We start from the raw sequence: 15,768 nt of genomic DNA, 5'->3' as shown, positions 1-15,768 counted from the left end.
ACGCCTGATCGGCGGGAGAGCTGGCCGTGCCGCGCTCCGGGGGATGACGCCGGTGCGCGGCACGGCTCAGAACGTACGGGACCCGGCGGCCGCCGGTGCCCTACTGGCCGACCCGGCCCGGCTGCAGCGTCTGCGTGAACAGCACCGTGCCGTCCTGCTCGCGCAGCCGTACCGTCAGCTCGCCGCTGCCGCCGTCGATGTCGACCTCGCCGAAGAACTGGTACCCGTCGGCGGGCGAGACGTTCGACACGGTCGGCGCCTTCACGAACACCCGCTCAGGCCCGAACGTGTCGTCCAGCGTGTTGGCCGGGAACGCGCCGGCGTTCAGCGGTCCGGAGACGAACTCCCAGAACGGCTCGAAGTCGGTGAACGCGGCCCGCGACGGCTGGTAGTGCTGGGCCGAGGTGTGGTGCACGTCGGCCGTCAGCCACAGCGTGCCGGTGATCCGCCGGTGCTTGACGAAGCGCAGCAGCTCGGCGATCTGCAGCTCACGGCCGAGCGGGGCGCCCGGATCGCCCTGCGCCACCGCCTCGAAGTTCGGCTCGCTCTCCATCGGGTCGGGCACCACCAGGCCGAGCGGCATGTCGGCGGCGATCACCTTCCACACCGCCCGTGACCGGGACAGCTCCCGCTTGAGCCACTCCAGCTGCTCCCGGCCGAGGATGCCCTGCGGGTCCAAGGTCTGGTCGTCGGGCGAGTTGGCGTTGCGGTAGGTCCGCATGTCCAGCACGAACACATCCAGCAGCGGGCCCTGGCGCAGCACGCGGTAGACGCGGCCCTCCTGCGTGCCCGGCCGCAGTGTCGGGACGGGGAAGTACTCGCTGAACGCCCGCCGGGCGCGCGCCGTCAGCACGTCGACGCTCTTCTCGGTGTACCGGGTGTCGGTGGAGGCGATCATCTCGCCCGGGTACCAGTTGTTGCGCACCTCGTGGTCGTCCCACTGGACGACGGACGGCACCTGGGCGTTGAACCGCCTGAGGTTCTCGTCGAGCAGGTTGTAGCGGAAGTTGCCGCGGTACTCCGCGAGGGTCTCGGCGACCTTCGCCTTCTCCTCGGTGGTGATGTTCCGCCAGGTGCTGCCGTCGGGCAGGGCCTGGGTGGCGGCGATCGGACCGTCGGCGTAGATGTTGTCGCCGCTGCACAGGAAGAAGTCCGGGTCCAGCTTCGCCATGGCGTCGTAGATCCGGTAGCCGCCGCGGTCGGGGTTGATGCCCCAGCCCTGGCCGGCCAGATCGCCCGACCACAGGAACCGCACGCCGTCCCGGCGGTGCCGGGAGACGGTGCGGAAGGTGCCGGTCACGGGCTCGCCCGTGCGGCGCGGGTCGTCCGGATCCGCGAGCAGCACGCGGTAGTGGACCTGCTCCCCCGAGGGCAGACCGTGCAGTCGGGTGGTGCCGGTGAAGTCGGTGTCGGCACCCAGCAGCGGACCCTGCCATCTGCGCGGGTTGCGGAACGACTCGGTGGCCGACGTCTCCACGATCATCCGGGCCGGCCGGTCCGAACGCACCCACACCAGGCCCGAGTCGGCGGTCACGTCGCCCGTCTGCACGCCCCAGCCCGCCTTGGGGCGGCCGGAGAGGGCGAACGCCGGTGCCGCGCCGAGCCCCGCGGGCAGGGTCAGGGCCGCCGACGCGGCGAGAGAGCCGCGCAGAACGCTGCGGCGGCCGGGGAACGGACGGTGTGACATGGCTGCGCCTCCGGGGACGGGATCCGGCCAGTGTGCACAGCCACACCTACTGGTGCGCCGAGGCGCGCGCGCAAACCCCGAGTGAACAACGGGCTGTCCGGCCGGGGCTCAGCCGGCGAGCGCCTGCGCCATCAGCCGTACGCCGGCCCGGATCCGGGCCGGCGGCAGATGCGCGTACCCGAGCACCAGCCGGACACCACCGTCACCGGTAGGCGCGTGCGTGCAGGCACTGAGCGGGCGTACGGCGATCCCGGCGTCGGCGACCCGTTCCAGGAAGACGTCCTGCGGACCGTACCGGTCGGGGAGTTCCGCGATGGCGTGCAGGCCCGCGGCGATCCCGGACACCCGTGCCTCGGGGAAGTGCTCGGACAGGGCCGCGACCAGGGCGTCGCGCCTCTCCCGGTAGGCCCGCTGACAGCGGCGCAGCTGACGGTCGTAGTCACCGCGCTCCAGGAAGCGTGCGAACAGGGCCTGGTCGAGCGAGGGATGGCCGAGGTCCATGGTCCGCTTGCGCTCCACGACCTCCTCCGACAGGGCGTCGGGTGCGAGCAGCCAGCCCAGGCGCAGCCCGGGGGCGAGGGACTTGCTGACCGACCCCATGTAGGCGACGCGTTCCGGATCGAGGCCCTGGAGCGCGCCCACGGGTGCCCGGTCGTAGCGGAAGTCCCCGTCGTAGTCGTCCTCCAGCACCAGGCCGTCCACCGACCGGGCCCAGTCGAGCAGTTCGGCGCGCCGCTCCGCTGTACAGGCGATCCCGGTCGGGTACTGGTGGGCGGGCGTCGTCACCACGGCCCGTACACCGGACGCGAGCAGCGGTCCGAGGGCCAGTCCGTCCTCGTCCAGCGGCAGCGGTACGGTGCCCAGGCCGGTCGCGGCGTAGAGGGCCCCGTGCTGCGGACTGCCCGGGTCCTCGACACCGATCGTGCGCATCCCGCGCGCGTGGAGCACGGTTCCGAGCAGTGTGGTGGCCTGTGTGACCCCGGAGACGACGACGATCCGCTCGGGGTCGGCCACCACGCCCCGACGGCGGGCCAGCAGTCCGGCCAGCGCGGTGCGCAGCCGGGGCAGTCCGCGCGGGTCCGGGTAGCCGAGGTCGTGGTGCGGCAGTTCGGCCAGCACGGCGCGTTGCACGGCGGCCCAGGCGGCCCGCGGGAACAGCGACAGGTCCGGCGTACCCGGGACGAAGTCGACCCGGGCCGGGGAGCGGGGAGCGAGGTCACGCGCGCGTGACCGGGCCGCCCGTACCGCCTCGCCCACCCACGTCCCGGCGCCCCGGCCGCTGCGCAGATACCCTTCGGCGACCAGCTGTTCGTACGCCTCGGTGACCAGGCCCCGTGACACGCCGAGGTCGGTGGCGAGGTCCCGGCTGGACGGCAGGCGCGTACCGGACGCGAGCCGGCCCGAACGGATCGCCTCGCGCAGCGCCGCCTGGAGGGCACGGCCACGCGCGCGTGCCGGTGCGGAGGCGGCCGGCAGCAGCAGCTCCCACGCGGCGGAGCCCGCGAGGCCGGCCGTATTGGTCCCCGATGACGTCATGGAAGTGGACCTTAAACCGGACCGCACGGCTTCCTAGCGTCACGGTCATGAAAGCCACCGCGCCACGCACGAAGCCGACCGCCGCGCCCAGGAAGGCCACGGCGACCCACGGAGCGCTCCTGGCCGCCCTCGCCTGTGTGCTGGTAGGCGGGTCCTTCACCGCCAACAGCGTCCTGGGCCACTACCCGTACGCCGGCGGCCAGTTCCTGCGCTACGCCCTGGCCGGTCTGCTGCTGGCCCCGCTCGCCGGACGGGCCGGGGCCCCGCGGCTGCGCGCGCTCGGCACCCTCCAGTGGGTCCGGCTCGTGCTGCTGGCGGCCATCGGCATGGTCGGGTTCAACCTGGCCGTCATCGCCGCCGAACGCGGCGCGGAACCCGCGGTCCCCGGTGTCTTCGTCGGCTGCGCACCGGTCGTGGTGGCCGTCCTCGTCCCGCTTCTCGGCGGGCGCCGCCCCCAGCGGGCGGTGTTCCACGGTGCGTTGCTCGTCGCCGTCGGTGCCTTCACCGTGCAGGGCTGGGGCCGTACGGACGGGCCCGGGATCGCCTTCTCGGCATGCGCGCTGGGCGGTGAGGTGGGGTTCGCGGTGCTCGCCGCTCCGGTGCTGCGGCCGCTCGGGCCGCGGCTGCTGTCCGCGACGGTGTGTGCCGTCGCCGCCGTCGAGGCCGCGCTCGCCGGTGTTGTCCTGGACGGCGGCGCATGGCTGCGCCGTCCCGACGCCACGGAGGCCGCCGCGCTGCTGTGGCAGGCGGCGGTCGTCACCGTCGTCGGCTTCGTGTGCTGGTACATGGGGATGCAGCGGCTCGGCGCGGAGCGCGCCACGCTCTTCTCCGGGCTCATCCCGGTGGCCGCCGCCTGTACCGCCCCGCTCGTCGGCACCGGCGCCTACGGGCCCGTACAGGCCGTTGGCAGCGCCCTGGTGGGCGCCGGGGTCGCCCTCGGCTCAGGTGCGCTGGGCCCTGTCGGCACACTCCGCCGGCCCACCGCGCGACGCCATGCACGCCCCTGACGCCGCAGGGGGCGCCCTCCGGCGGACGACGGAAGGTCGACGCCAGGACCGGGGCCCGGGCCGGTCAGTGGCTGCCGTCGAGGAGGACGCGTGCCACCAGCGCCGGGTCGTCGCTCATCGGGCAGTGCCCGCAGCCGGGCAGCCGCACCAGCCGGGCGTGCGGGATGATCGTCTTGGCGCGGATGCCCTGGCGGCGCACCAGGAGCCGGTCGCGGGTGCCCCAGGCGACGGTGACCGGCAGGCCCGGCAGACCGTCGGTGAAGCGGACGGTGGTGCCGGCCCGCAGGGTCGCGTCGAAGCCGGTGGCCCCAGCGAGCGCCAGCGTCTCGGCGACCACGGCCTCGGGCGAACGGCGGGCGGGGCGGCCGTAGATGGTGCTGGTCAGCGCGGTACGCCCGGCCGCGGTCCGCGACAGCCGCTCCACCAGGGGCAGCGGGAGCCGCTGGGCGATGCCGCGCATGGTGAGCAGCAGCGCGAAGGCGTAACGCCGCTCGGCCTCCGTCCAGAAGCCGGCCGGGGAGAGGACCGTGACGGACCGTGCGAGCCTCTCGCGGCCCAGCTCCAGGGCCAGCAGGCCGCCCAGCGAGTTTCCGGCCACGTGCGGGCGGTCCAGGTCCAGGGCCTCGAACAGGGCGCCGAGCACGGAGTTGGTCGTGGGGAGGTCGTAGGCCAGGCCGCGCGGCAGGCCCGGGGACGCGCCGAAGCCCGGCAGGTCCACGGCGATCACCTCGCGCTCGGTCGCGAGGATGTCCACCACCGGGTCCCAGGCCTGCCGGTGGTGGCCGATGCCGTGCAGCAGGACCAGGGGTTCGCCGCGTCCCACGCGCGCGTAGGAGACGGTCACGTCCTTCGGGCCGTGCGGAGTGGGGACCTTGAAGGAGACGGTGGCGGACATGGGGGTGCTCCTCGTCTGGGCTGCTGACGGACGCCGTAGACAGCTTGTCAGCAATTGCTACCGGCGGGTAGCCCCCTGGGGATGCGCGTGCGCCCGTGCCGTCCTCAACGCCCTCGGCGTACCTCGAAGTTGAAATCCCCGTGCCCGAACTTCTCGAAGAGGCCCAGCCACAACGGCAGCAGCATCTCCATGCCCCGCGCCGACCGGATGCCGCCCAGGTCCAGTACCCGCTCGGCCGGCCAGCCGAACTCCCCGAGCAACTCGGTCACCTGCCGCTTGGCGTCGGCGTCCTCGCCGCACACGAACAGGTTGTGCTCGCCCGGCACCCGCCCGGGATCCACCATCACCTGGCAGTTGACGGTGTTCAGCGCCTTCACCACGCGCGCGTCGGGGAAGGCCCGCTGGATCCGCTCGGCCACGCTGTCCGACTCCACCGGATCCAGTCGCAGCTGCCCGTCCTCGAACGCCAGAGGATTGCAGACGTCCACCACCACCTTGCCGTCCAGGTGGTCCGCCCCCGCCGACCGAAGGGCGTCGAGCGCCACCTGGCCACCCACCGCGTTCACGACCACCTCGGCCGCCGCGGCCGCCTCCGCGAACGTGCCGGCGTGCGCCCTGCCCCCCGCGGCCGTGGCCCACTCCAGCCCGACCGGATTGTCCTTCGAACGCGACCCGAGGGTCACCTCGTACCCCAGCTCCACCAGCCTGCCGCCCAGTGTGCGGCCCACCTCGCCCGTGCCCAGCACCGCGTAGCGCATCGGTCACCTCCGGACCCCGGCCGCCGGCCACCGACGGTCCGCGGACATTGTGGGCCGGGCCGGTCCCGGACGGGCCGATTCCGCCTCGACACCGGCGGGTGTGTCGGCCGGGATGGAGCCGTGAACGCCGACACCGTGACCGACGTCTTCCAAGAGCACCGGTCCCTCCGCATGGAAGTCGCCCACCGCATGCTCGGCCGTGTCGCCGCCGCGCAGGACGTGGTCCAGGGCGCCTGGCTGCGCGGGTCACGCGCCGACCGCGCGGAGGTCCGCGAACCACGCGGCTACCTCGTGCGCATCACCACCCGGCCGGCCATCGACCGGCTGTGCCGGGTGAAGACGCGCGGCGAGGCCTGCACCGGCCCCTGGCTGCCCGAACCGTACGTGACCGAGTCCGGCGACACCCTCCCGGACCGCGCGGACCGCGCGCACCGTCCCGGACCGCGCGGACCGCGCCCTGCTCGCCGACTCCGTCTCCCTCGCCGTGCTGGTCGTCCTGGAGTCGCTGTCGCCGCTGGAGCGGGCCGTCTTCGTCCTCCGGGAGGCGTTCGGCTACCCGTACGCCGAGATCGCCGCCCTGCTCGACCGGGGTGAGGCGGCGGTACGGCAAGCTCGCCGGGCGGCCCCATCGGCACGTCGAGGAGCGGCGGCCGCGCTACGAGGTCGACCCCGCCCGGCGCCGGGACCTGACCGAACGGTTCCTCGCAGCCGCGACCGAGGGGGACCTCCAGGGGCTGATGTCCCTGCTCGCCCCGGAGGCCCGGCTGGTCGCCGACAGCGGCGGCAGGGCGAAGGCGCCGGTGCGGATCCTGCACTCCGCGGACAAGGTGGGCCGCTTCCTCGCCGGCGTCGCCGCCAAGAACGCGACCCACCTGTCCTTCCGGCTCATCGAGGTCAACGGCGGTCCCGCGGTGCTGACCCTGTCCGGGGGCAAGCCCGGCACCGTGCTCCAGGTGGACGTCGCAGACGGTGTCGTCACCACGGTGTACACCATCCGCAACTTGCGGTCCCTGGCCGGCCACTGAGCCGTACGGCCCCGAAAGCCCCCCTCGTACGGCGGGGGCTTTGCCGGAATGTCACATGTGCGGTGGCGTGCGAACGCCTCATGAACGCTGCACGGCGCAGCGCCCGTGCAGCGCCCCAGGGATCGAGGATTGGTCTTGACCAAGGGTGACGGTCGCCCTATGGTCGCAGATAAGTGCAACAACCTTTAATAAACAAGGGCGCTAAAAACCGCCGGACCACGGCTCTTGCGGAGGACAGGGTGGGGACCACGCAGCTGGAAACGGTGCCGGAACCGAAGTACTGGCATCTGAAGACCGTGCTCAGTGAGGCACTGGACTCCGAGTTCTCGGTCGGTGAGATTCTGCCCAACGAGCGTGATCTCGCCGCCCGCTTCGGCGTGGCCCGTGCCACGCTCCGCCAGGCCCTCGAACAGCTGGAGCTGGAAGGCCGGCTGCAGCGCCGCCGCGGTGTCGGTACGACCGTCGCGCCCCCGCGCATGGGCGTGGCCGTCGGCACCGAGCAGCACACCTGGCCGGGGACCGGCGACGACGCCTGGCAGCCCGTCGACTGTGTCCAGTCCGCTCCGCCGCCGGCCGTCGCCGCGGCCCTGGAGACCGGCTCCGGCGAAGCCGTGCACATCGTGCGCCGCTCCCGGATGTCCCACGGCCAGCGAGTCGCCACCGAGCTGCTCCACATCCCGGCCGCATCGGTGCCCGACCTCACCGCGATCGACGCCCCGTCCGGCCCGGCACGCGCGCGTACGGTGCTGCGCGAGCTGCAGCGCCTGGAGCTCGAGGGCCAGGACCGTGCCGTCGAGCTGGGCTCGGCCCGCGCGGACGACGCCAAGGACCTCGACCGGCTGCCCGGCTCGCCCGTCCTGGTCGTCACCACCCGCTTCTTCACCGAGGGCCGTACCGCGGCGCTCTCCGTGGCGACCTACCGCGCCGACACCTGCCGGCTCACCTTCGGCGACTCGCCCGGCGTCGAGATACACCACGACCCCGAGCAGCGGGCCTCCTGAGTCTGCGCACCTCCCGCCGCGCCCCGGAACTCCGCCGGGGCGCTAGGCGTTTCACAGGGGCTGGGGCTGGGGCTGGGGCTGGGGCTGGGGCTGGGCGCTGGTGAGCGTCGCAGCGACAGCCTGAGCGACGAACCTCAGCGCCGCGCCGTCACGGTCCCCTCCACCGCGAACAGCTGTTTCTCGACGTGGTCGAGGGCCAGCCGCAGCGCTCCCGCGGCCACGGCCGCCTCACCGAGCAGGGACAGCGCCACCCGGGGCGGGCGCAGGCAGTAACGGGCGAGTTCGCGGCGCAGCGGATCGAGCACGCCGTCCAGCCCGGCCGCCCAGCCGCCGATCACGACCAGCTCCGGGTCGAGGGCCAGCACCAGCGCGGCCACGTCGTGGACGAGCCGTTGGATGAACCGCTCGACGGCCGCCCGCGCCCGCTGATCACCCTGTCGGGCCAGCGCGAACACCTCGGCTACCGCCTGCTCGTCCAGCGGATGCAAAGGTTCGTCGGTGGTGGACAGCAGCGTCTCGGGGGTCGCCTCCCGGCCCAGCAGATGCAGCGCGCCGATCTCCCCGGCCGCACCGCCGTACCCCCGGTGCAGCCGCCCGCCGATCAGCGAACCGGCGCCCGGGCTGAGCCCGGCGAGGACGAACACCACGTCGTCCGTCTCCGTCGCCGCACCCTTCCAGTGCTCGGCGACGGCCGCCGCGTTGGCGTCGTTCTCCACCAGCACCGGGCACTTGAAGGAGCGGCTGAGCCGCTCACCGAGCCTCAGGCCCGTCCACTGCGGCAGCGCCGTGCCCAGCCGTACCGTTCCATCGGCCTCCACGATGCCCGGAGTCCCCACACCCACCGCCCGCAGCGAGCCGCGTGCCACCCCGGCCCGGCGCAGCAACTCGGCGACCGCGCCGCGCAGCCGGTCCAGCCTTTCGTCCGCCGGGGCCGACTCGTCGACCTCCTTGGCCTGTGCGCCCAGCACCCGTCCGTCCAGGTCCGACAGGAGCGCGGCGACCCGGTGGGCGCCGATCTCCAGGCCCAGCAGATGACCGGCCTCGGCCCGGAACCGGAACCGGCGTGCGGGCCGCCCCTGGCGGCGCACGGTGCCCTCCTCGGCCGCCTTCTCGACCACGAGCCCCGCCTCGATGAGCCCTTCCACCACCCCCTCGACCGTCGGCCGGGACAGCCCGGTGACCCGGGTGATCTCGGTGAGCGTCGCGCACTCCGAGGCACGCAACGCGTGCAGCACCACCGCGGAATTGATCCTTCGCAGCAGCGAGGGATCGCCGCCGGTCAGCTGCCCCACCGTCCGTCCTTCCCGCTCGCGCGCGTGTTGGGCGGATCGTACTCGGCCCGGCGCACCCCGGCGAGTGTCGGGCTCCCCGGCCCGGCGGACCTCGCGCCTCAGCCCGGCGCGACGAACCCCGACTCGTAGGCGGCGATCACCGCCTGGGTGCGGTCGCGCGCCCCGAGCTTGGCCAGCACGGCACTCACGTGCGACTTCACCGTCTCGGTGCCGACGATCAGCCGGGCGGCGATCTCCGCGTTCGACAGACCCCGCGCCATGAGCCGCAGCACCTCCGCCTCCCGTTCCGTCAGCCCCGTCTCCGAAAGCGGGGCACGTGGCGCGTGGTTGCCGCCGTACCGAGTCGCGAGTTGTCGTACGGACACCGGGAACAGCAGCGACTCGCCCTCCGCCACCAGCCGCACCGCGTGGACGATCTCGGCGGGCCGGGCCCGCTTCAACAGGAACCCGTCGGCTCCCGCGCGCAGTGCCGTCGGCTGCGGCCTCCACCTCACGCTGACGGCACTGTTCGCCGCCGGACTCACGGCCGTGCTGCGCAGTGGCGTCGCGACCCTCTCCATCCTGATCCCGTTCCTGCTGATCGTGTCCTTCGTCATCGGTGACATGTCCTCTGGCGTCGCCGACTTCCTGCCCGACCGGGCCGGCCAAGTCATCCTGCACAGCACCTGGGACGGCGCCCTCGGCCCCTGGACCGGGCTCGCGGTCACCGCACCGTGGGCGGCGGCCGCCCTGCTCGCCGGGGCGTGGAGCGTGCACCGCAGGGACGCCTGACGGCACGCCAATTGTCAGTGCTGCCCGCTTTACTGGATCACATGGACATCGCGACGTGCCTGACCCGCATAGACCTGCTGTGCGCCCGGGAGTTCCCGGCGGCGCACGGCAGGTCGGAGCACGGCGAGAGCGGGCCCGGTTATCACATAGCCGTATTACAGACGAGTGGTGACTTCTGGGAGGACGACGGCACGGAGTGGGAGGAGACGGCGGCTCAGTACGAGGCCGACCTGGACGGCCTGGCGGAGCGGCTGACGGAGCGGTGGGGGCCACCGCAGCGCTTCAGCCTGCGCAGCGTCTTCGCCCGGGCGGCGGACGGCGAGGATGTCGAGGAGCCGTGGGCGGGCCTCAGCGAGCACGTGCCGGACGTCCACCTGTGGGAGGCGGCCGGCTCGGGCCGGTGGGTCGCCCTCGGCCTGTCCCACTGGGACAAGGAACTGCCCCTTCAGCTCCTCGGCGTGGTGACCGAAACGGATCCTCCCTGATCCGTCGCGCGCGCCGCCTCCCGCAGCCGCGCGAACTCCTCCGCCATCGTCGCCGCCGTCCAGTGCGCGTTCAGCCCGCTGGGGTTGGGCAGCACCCACACCCGGGAGCCGCCGACGGTCCGCTCCTGCGGCCCCACCTGAGCCCGGCGGTCCCCGAAGGCGGCCCGGTACGCGGTCACTCCGACCACGGCCAGCCACGTCGGCCTCCGCCGTGCCACCTTGGCGGTCAGCAGCCGGCCGCCCTCGACGTACTCCTCGGCACTCAGTTCGTCGGCCCGCGCGGTCGCCCGCGCCACCACGTTCGTGATGCCCAGCCCGTACGTCAGCAGCTCCTGCTGCTCGGCGGGCTTCAGCAGCCTCGGGGTGAAGCCGGACAGGTGCAGCACCGGCCAGAAACGGTTGCCGGGACGGGCGAAGTGATGGCCCGTGGCCGCCGTCATCAGGCCCGGGTTGATGCCGCAGAACAGCACATGGAGACCGTCCGCGACCACGTCCGGGACGAGACGGTCGCGGGCGGCCTCCAGTTCCGCCTGGGTGAAGCGGGTCAGAGGATCGCTCCGGGGGTGTAGCCGGCGGCCTCCGGGTGCTGCTTGACGATCTCCCCGACGCGGCCGACGACCACGCCGACCTGGTCGGCCGCGGCGCCGGTGAAGGACAGCTTGTCGGCCATCAGCGCCGCAAGCTGCTCGCGGTCGAGCGGCAGCCGCTCGTCGGCGGCGAGCTTGTCGAGCAGCTCGTTGCGCTCGGCGCCCTGCTCGCGCATCGCGAGCGCGGTGGCGACGGCGTTCTCCTTGATCGCCTCGTGCGCGACCTCGCGGCCGACCCCGGCGCGCACGGCGCCCATGAGGACCTTGGTGGTGGCGAGGAACGGCAGGTAGCGGTCCAGTTCTCGGGCGACCACCGCCGGGAAGGCCCCGAACTCGTCGAGGACGGTCAGGAACGTCTCCAGCAGGCCGTCGAGGGCGAAGAAAGCGTCCGGCAGCGCGACCCGGCGCACCACCGAGCAGGACACGTCGCCCTCGTTCCACTGGTCGCCCGCCAGCTCACCGGTCATCGAGGCGTAGCCGCGCAGGATCACCATCAGGCCGTTGACGCGCTCGCAGGAGCGTGTGTTCATCTTGTGCGGCATCGCGGAGGAGCCGACCTGGCCCGGCTTGAAGCCCTCGGTGACCAGCTCGTGGCCGGCCATCAGCCGGATCGTCTTGGCCAGCGACGACGGCGCCGCCGCCAGTTGCACCAACGCGGTGACGACCTCGTAGTCCAGCGAGCGCGGGTAGACCTGGCCGACCGAGGTGAACGCCTGCGAGAAGCCCAGGTGCCGCGCGATCCGGTCCTCCAGCTCGGCGAGCTTGCCGGCGTCCCCGCCCAGCAGGTCCAGCATGTCCTGCGCGGTGCCGACCGGGCCCTTGATGCCGCGCAGCGGGTAGCGGGCGAGGAGCTCCTCGACACGGCCGTAGGCGACCAGCAGCTCGTCGGCGGCGGTCGCGAACCGCTTGCCGAGGGTCGTGGCCTGCGCGGCCACGTTGTGCGAACGGCCCGCCATGACCAGCTCGGCGTACTCGCCCGCCAGCTTGCCCAGACGTGCCAGGACACCCACCGTGCGGTCGCGCATCAGCTCCAGCGACAGCCGGATCTGCAGCTGCTCGACGTTCTCGGTGAGGTCACGGGAGGTCATGCCCTTGTGCACGTGCTCGTGCCCGGCGAGGTCGTTGAACTCCTCGATCCGCGCCTTGACATCGTGCCGGGTGACCTTCTCGCGCTCGGCGATCGAGGCCAGGTCGACGGTGTCGAGGACACGCTCGTAGTCGGCGATCGCCTCGTCCGGCACCTCGATGCCGAGGTCCTTCTGAGCCCGCAGCACGGCGAGCCAGAGCTGCCGCTCCAGCTTCACCTTCTGCTCGGGGGACCAGAGCGTGGCGAGCTCGGCGGAGGCGTAGCGTCCGGCGAGGACGTTGGGGATGCGGGGCTTGGCGGGCGCTGAAGTCACGTAAACGGAGTTTACCCACCGTCCACCGTGGTCCGTAACCGTCCACACAGAGTGAGAACGTCCAGGTCAGAGGTTCCCAGTCCGCCGACTCGCACACAGCCCGTGAGATAGCCGTGAGACGGCGGCGGCCCGGACGGTGGGGCCGTCACCGCCCGAGGCCTTGATCCGGACCCTTCCGATCAGGGAACCGGACACCCCGCCCTGCGGGGCGGGTATGTGCTGAGCGCACCGTGTCGTCGCCAGAACGTGACGATGATCTGGATGATCGAGGGCCCCCGAGTGGCACAGTCACCTGCCGTGGACTTGGCGACATGGGGCGCCCTCATCGGCACCACGGCCTTACCCGCGGTCTTGGTATGCGGAGCCTGGGTCAGCACCCTCACCACAGGGGTGATGCGGCCCCCGGGACAGCGGCTTACACGGTGTTGATCCGCCAGGCGATCATTCCGGTTGCCTCAGCCTTGCCCTGAACGTCGATTCGTAGGGACTTACTGCTCGTGAAACGCTCGAAGACTACGGAGCGATCGCAGGGTACGGCTTTCTTTGCCGCAGCCTTGCTCGGGGTGAACACGATTTCCGCATTTCCCTTTCCGGCGCATACCACCGTCAGCTTGTAGGGGCGTCCCATCGAAAGGTCGGGCCGGGTGTGGATCCCGTCCGAGACGCGTTCCACCCCCGACTCAATCATCGACTTACCTTGCTCAGTGACGGCATCGAGTGCCGACTGCGCCTGTGCAGTGAGCTTCTTCTGCGCCGAGGGATCTGCGCCTGGGTGAGGGGACGATGCCGTGGAGCGGTCGGGCGCAGGGTCTTTGTCGGATGTGCAGGCCGTCAGGCAGAGCATCGGGAGCAGTGCGGTGCCAAGTAGCCACAGAGGCGTCGGCCTCATGAGGAGGTCTCCAAATGCTTCCAGCCCGTTTCCATCGTCGGGAGTGTAGCGGTGACCCACGGCTGAGGTCCGGGCGACCGGCCAGGACCTCAGCGAGGTCGGCATCCGCGTTCGAGATCAGCCGGTCGACCGCGTCGGGCGGCAGCGAGGGTTGGCGGCCCATCCGCGCAGGACGTGGTTCACAGGGCGCCATCGTGCCGCACCACACCCGCCGGTCCGGCAGCGCCCGGCTCGCCGAGCGGACACGGCCCACAAGACCGATCCATCTCCTTGAGCCAGCCGTTGTTACCGTCCTGGGCCGGGCCGCCTTCCGGGCCGCGCCACACAGACGACACCGCCCGGAACGCTTACCGCCGGCGATCAGGGATTGAACAGGGCCCAGCCCTGGTCGGCCGACCCGTCACACCACGATTTCTTATTTTCACGCTCAGTTGAGAGTTCTGGGCTGTTCGATGGCGGTGATCCCGCCTCGCGCCGATACTGACGACCCTGTACGTCATCAAGGGGAGGGACCATGGCGCAGGACCCCGTGCCGAAGCACATGACGATCACGCTCGACTTCGATCTTCAGACCGCCGGGTCGACAGTGGGCGAGGCCCGAATCAGAACCGCCTACAACGCTGCCGTCGAAGCGGCCCTGGAAGCTGCCAGGGAACATCTGCCGGAATGCAGCGTCAAGAAGATCACGGCGGCGCTGGACTGGTCGTACCGCTGGATCGGCGAGAACGAGGTCCGTTACTCGCGAGACGAGGGCTGACGACGAGAGCCCCGGCCGTCCTCGGACGGTCGGGGCTCGTCTCACCTCACGGGGCTGGGGGAGCCGTCAGGACATGACCCCGTGAGGGAGCGCGGGGATAGGCGGCCTCGTCCTGCTCTCCGGCGTGGGCATGGCGATCTTCAAGACGGAGACCACCGGAGATCAGTACGCCTCCGTCACCGCGAGCGTCGCGGGTCTCGTGATGACGGTCATCGGGACCTTGTTCCACCTGCGGGCGGATCTGGCGCTGAAGCACATGGAGTCGCAGACTCAGTCGCTCCGACAGGACATGAAGGTCGAACGGGACGCCGGTCAGGCGATCCGGCTTCTGGAGGACGTCGATGACCCGGCCCTCAAGGCCCATCTCCAGGCCGCGCTGATCCTTAAGTTCTCCGCGGCGAAGCTCCCGGAGTCGGATGGAGTGCTCAAACCAGCCGATCCTCTTCCGCAGGCGAGGGTCAACGGCAGTGTCCCGCAACAGCAGTCGGAGAGCCCCGCGTCATGACGCCCTGACCCTGGCGGCCGTCAGTAGTTCACGGCTGGATCACGACCCGGACCTTTGTGTAGATCCCATGTATGTCTCATGCGTACTCTGTGCCGCCCGACTCCTCGTGCACGACCTAGTTGCCGGTCAGGGCTCCAAGGAGGCTGTCGTGGAAAACCCGTCGCCACTTCCCCCGAACGTTCCCCCGCGCCCGTCCGACGCTCCTACAACGCACACCACGGCTAAGCCGACGGACTCACCGGACGGCTGGCGGGACGAGTACGACCCGGAGTATCAGGCCATCCTGGCGGGGATGGAGACGCCTTGGTGGAAGCGGCCGGTGGTCTTGGCGGGAGGCGTCGTCGCCATCGCCGTGGCTTCATTCTTCCTGGGCGGTGCGGTCCTGGGCTCCGATGGCGGCTCGGGTGCCTCTTCCCCGGATCCCTGGGTGCAGGGCCAGGTGGACGACCAGTCGCAGAACAACCAGCAGCAGAACAACCAACCTGCCGGGGTATCCGCTGCGCAGAAATCCCAGATCCTGACCAAGTTCTGCAAGCAACAGGCCGGCGGTCCGTATGACGTGTCGGAAGCTGCGCTTCTGGAGTGCCTACAGAACTACGAGGTGACGGACCAGGGCATGGTCATGCCGAAGTAGTTGGCTCCCAGTTCAGGCGGTTGGGACCCATGCGCGCTTGGCCTTCGCCCGGGTGGCCTTCTCGGCCTGGGCGACGGCGATGTGCCGGAAGAGCTTCCGGCCTCGGTGATCGAGGCCCGCGACTTTCAGGTGGCCTCGGCGGACCCACGAGTAGACAGTCACGATGCTCACGCCCGTCAGATCGGCGGCCTCGCGGGCCGTCATCCAGACCTCGTTGTCCTCCACTGAAGCCTTCCCGGACATGCGAAAGGCCCCGGTCCGCCAGCTCGGGTTCCAGGAGTCGTTGCAACACCCCAGTTCAGGGGGTGCTATGGACTTCGAGATCCGGGAGAACCGGGGTCAGGCTCAGGGCCGCAGGACTCTGGTCCGTGAGCGAGAGGAATACTTCCGGACCATGGATCAGGGCCTGAGCAGCGCCGAAGCTTGCCAACGCGTCGGGATCAACTACCGGATGGCCGTGACGATGAACATCAGGAAGGGCACGGTGCGGACGAAGCCCCAGAGCAGCGCCACGCCGCCCAGGAGGAACAGGAGGCGGA

The 15,768-nt window shown here is 71.6% G+C and carries 17 protein-coding genes and 1 pseudogene; 8 read left to right on the top strand and 10 right to left on the bottom strand.

The window, feature by feature from the left end:
* Positions 1-100: 100 nt before the first annotated feature.
* Both ACFZDC_RS28615 and ACFZDC_RS28610 read right to left on the bottom strand, forming a co-directional pair.
* Positions 101-1,687 carry an alkaline phosphatase D family protein gene (locus ACFZDC_RS28615; protein WP_391328419.1) on the bottom strand — a complete coding sequence of 529 codons (1,587 nt, stop codon included), beginning with the start codon at positions 1,685-1,687 and terminating at the stop codon, positions 101-103.
* A 108-nt stretch (positions 1,688-1,795) separates the two neighbouring features.
* Positions 1,796-3,223 carry an aminotransferase class I/II-fold pyridoxal phosphate-dependent enzyme gene (locus tag ACFZDC_RS28610; protein ID WP_391328417.1) on the bottom strand — a complete coding sequence of 476 codons (1,428 nt, stop codon included), beginning with the start codon at positions 3,221-3,223 and terminating at the stop codon, positions 1,796-1,798.
* A 47-nt stretch (positions 3,224-3,270) separates the two neighbouring features.
* Here ACFZDC_RS28610 and ACFZDC_RS28605 point away from each other — a divergent pair, with 47 nt between their 5' ends.
* Complete coding sequence (locus tag ACFZDC_RS28605; RefSeq protein WP_391328415.1) at positions 3,271-4,230, top strand: EamA family transporter; 960 nt, start codon at positions 3,271-3,273, stop codon at positions 4,228-4,230.
* A gap of 64 nt (positions 4,231-4,294) precedes the next feature.
* On the opposite strand, the gene ACFZDC_RS28600 is transcribed toward ACFZDC_RS28605, so the two are convergent.
* Complete coding sequence (locus ACFZDC_RS28600; protein ID WP_391328413.1) at positions 4,295-5,125, bottom strand: alpha/beta fold hydrolase; 831 nt, start codon at positions 5,123-5,125, stop codon at positions 4,295-4,297.
* Positions 5,126-5,229: 104 nt separating this feature from the next.
* Positions 5,230-5,883 (bottom strand): NAD(P)-binding domain-containing protein, encoded by a 654-nt coding sequence (locus ACFZDC_RS28595; RefSeq protein ID WP_391328411.1) that lies wholly within the window; start codon positions 5,881-5,883, stop codon positions 5,230-5,232.
* A gap of 120 nt (positions 5,884-6,003) precedes the next feature.
* On the opposite strand from ACFZDC_RS28595, the pseudogene ACFZDC_RS28590 reads away from it, so the two are divergent.
* A pseudogene (locus ACFZDC_RS28590) lies at positions 6,004-6,908 on the top strand (sigma factor-like helix-turn-helix DNA-binding protein).
* 239 nt (positions 6,909-7,147) lie between these two features.
* Positions 7,148-7,909, top strand: a complete 762-nt coding sequence (locus ACFZDC_RS28585) for a GntR family transcriptional regulator (protein ID WP_391328409.1) — start codon at positions 7,148-7,150, stop codon at positions 7,907-7,909.
* A gap of 134 nt (positions 7,910-8,043) precedes the next feature.
* On the opposite strand, the gene ACFZDC_RS28580 is transcribed toward ACFZDC_RS28585, so the two are convergent.
* Positions 8,044-9,201, bottom strand: coding sequence for an ROK family protein (locus tag ACFZDC_RS28580; RefSeq protein WP_391328407.1), 1,158 nt, complete (start codon positions 9,199-9,201; stop codon positions 8,044-8,046).
* Positions 9,202-9,299: 98 nt separating this feature from the next.
* Complete coding sequence (locus tag ACFZDC_RS28575) at positions 9,300-9,806, bottom strand: LuxR C-terminal-related transcriptional regulator (protein WP_391328405.1); 507 nt, start codon at positions 9,804-9,806, stop codon at positions 9,300-9,302.
* Between ACFZDC_RS28575 and ACFZDC_RS28570 the strand changes: the two genes are divergently transcribed.
* A complete protein-coding gene (locus ACFZDC_RS28570; RefSeq protein WP_391328508.1) occupies positions 9,730-9,972 on the top strand; it encodes a hypothetical protein in 243 nt (80 codons plus the stop codon). The two genes, ACFZDC_RS28575 and ACFZDC_RS28570, sit on opposite strands and share 77 nt — an antisense overlap.
* Before the next feature lie 41 nt (positions 9,973-10,013).
* Entirely contained in the window at positions 10,014-10,457 is a 444-nt protein-coding gene (locus ACFZDC_RS28565) for a hypothetical protein (RefSeq protein WP_391328403.1), read from the top strand.
* Here ACFZDC_RS28565 and mug read toward each other — a convergent pair.
* The 3 genes from mug to ACFZDC_RS28550 all read right to left on the bottom strand — a co-directional run bounded on the left by mug (position 10,418) and on the right by ACFZDC_RS28550 (position 13,288).
* The gene (mug, locus tag ACFZDC_RS28560; RefSeq protein WP_391328506.1) at positions 10,418-11,005 is read right to left on the bottom strand and encodes a G/U mismatch-specific DNA glycosylase; all 588 of its coding nucleotides are present in this window, start codon (positions 11,003-11,005) and stop codon (positions 10,418-10,420) included. The genes ACFZDC_RS28565 and mug overlap by 40 nt on opposite strands.
* Entirely contained in the window at positions 11,002-12,444 is a 1,443-nt protein-coding gene (gene purB / locus ACFZDC_RS28555) for an adenylosuccinate lyase (RefSeq protein WP_391328401.1), read from the bottom strand. Before purB ends, mug begins: the two co-directional genes overlap by 4 nt.
* A 415-nt stretch (positions 12,445-12,859) precedes the next feature.
* Positions 12,860-13,288, bottom strand: coding sequence for a hypothetical protein (locus ACFZDC_RS28550; RefSeq protein ID WP_391328399.1), 429 nt, complete (start codon positions 13,286-13,288; stop codon positions 12,860-12,862).
* 559 nt (positions 13,289-13,847) lie between these two features.
* Here ACFZDC_RS28550 and ACFZDC_RS28545 point away from each other — a divergent pair.
* The 3 genes from ACFZDC_RS28545 to ACFZDC_RS28535 all read left to right on the top strand — a co-directional run bounded on the left by ACFZDC_RS28545 (position 13,848) and on the right by ACFZDC_RS28535 (position 15,229).
* On the top strand, positions 13,848-14,090 hold the full coding sequence (locus ACFZDC_RS28545; RefSeq protein WP_391328398.1) for a hypothetical protein: 243 nt from the start codon (positions 13,848-13,850) through the stop codon (positions 14,088-14,090).
* Between the two features lie 97 nt (positions 14,091-14,187).
* Positions 14,188-14,595: a hypothetical protein gene (locus tag ACFZDC_RS28540; protein WP_391328504.1), complete on the top strand. Its 408-nt coding sequence runs from the start codon at positions 14,188-14,190 to the stop codon at positions 14,593-14,595.
* 148 nt (positions 14,596-14,743) lie between these two features.
* Positions 14,744-15,229, top strand: coding sequence for a hypothetical protein (locus ACFZDC_RS28535; RefSeq protein ID WP_391328397.1), 486 nt, complete (start codon positions 14,744-14,746; stop codon positions 15,227-15,229).
* Between the two features lie 12 nt (positions 15,230-15,241).
* On the opposite strand, the gene ACFZDC_RS28530 is transcribed toward ACFZDC_RS28535, so the two are convergent.
* A complete protein-coding gene (locus ACFZDC_RS28530) occupies positions 15,242-15,454 on the bottom strand; it encodes a helix-turn-helix domain-containing protein (protein WP_391328395.1) in 213 nt (70 codons plus the stop codon).
* Positions 15,455-15,768: the final 314 nt, after the last annotated feature.

This window comes from Streptomyces sp. NPDC007905 (assembly GCF_042959345.1).
Classification (GTDB): Bacteria; Actinomycetota; Actinomycetes; order Streptomycetales; family Streptomycetaceae; genus Streptomyces.
The sequence above is the reverse complement of the archived record's forward strand: the minus strand, read 5'-3'. Positions and strand labels throughout refer to the sequence as shown.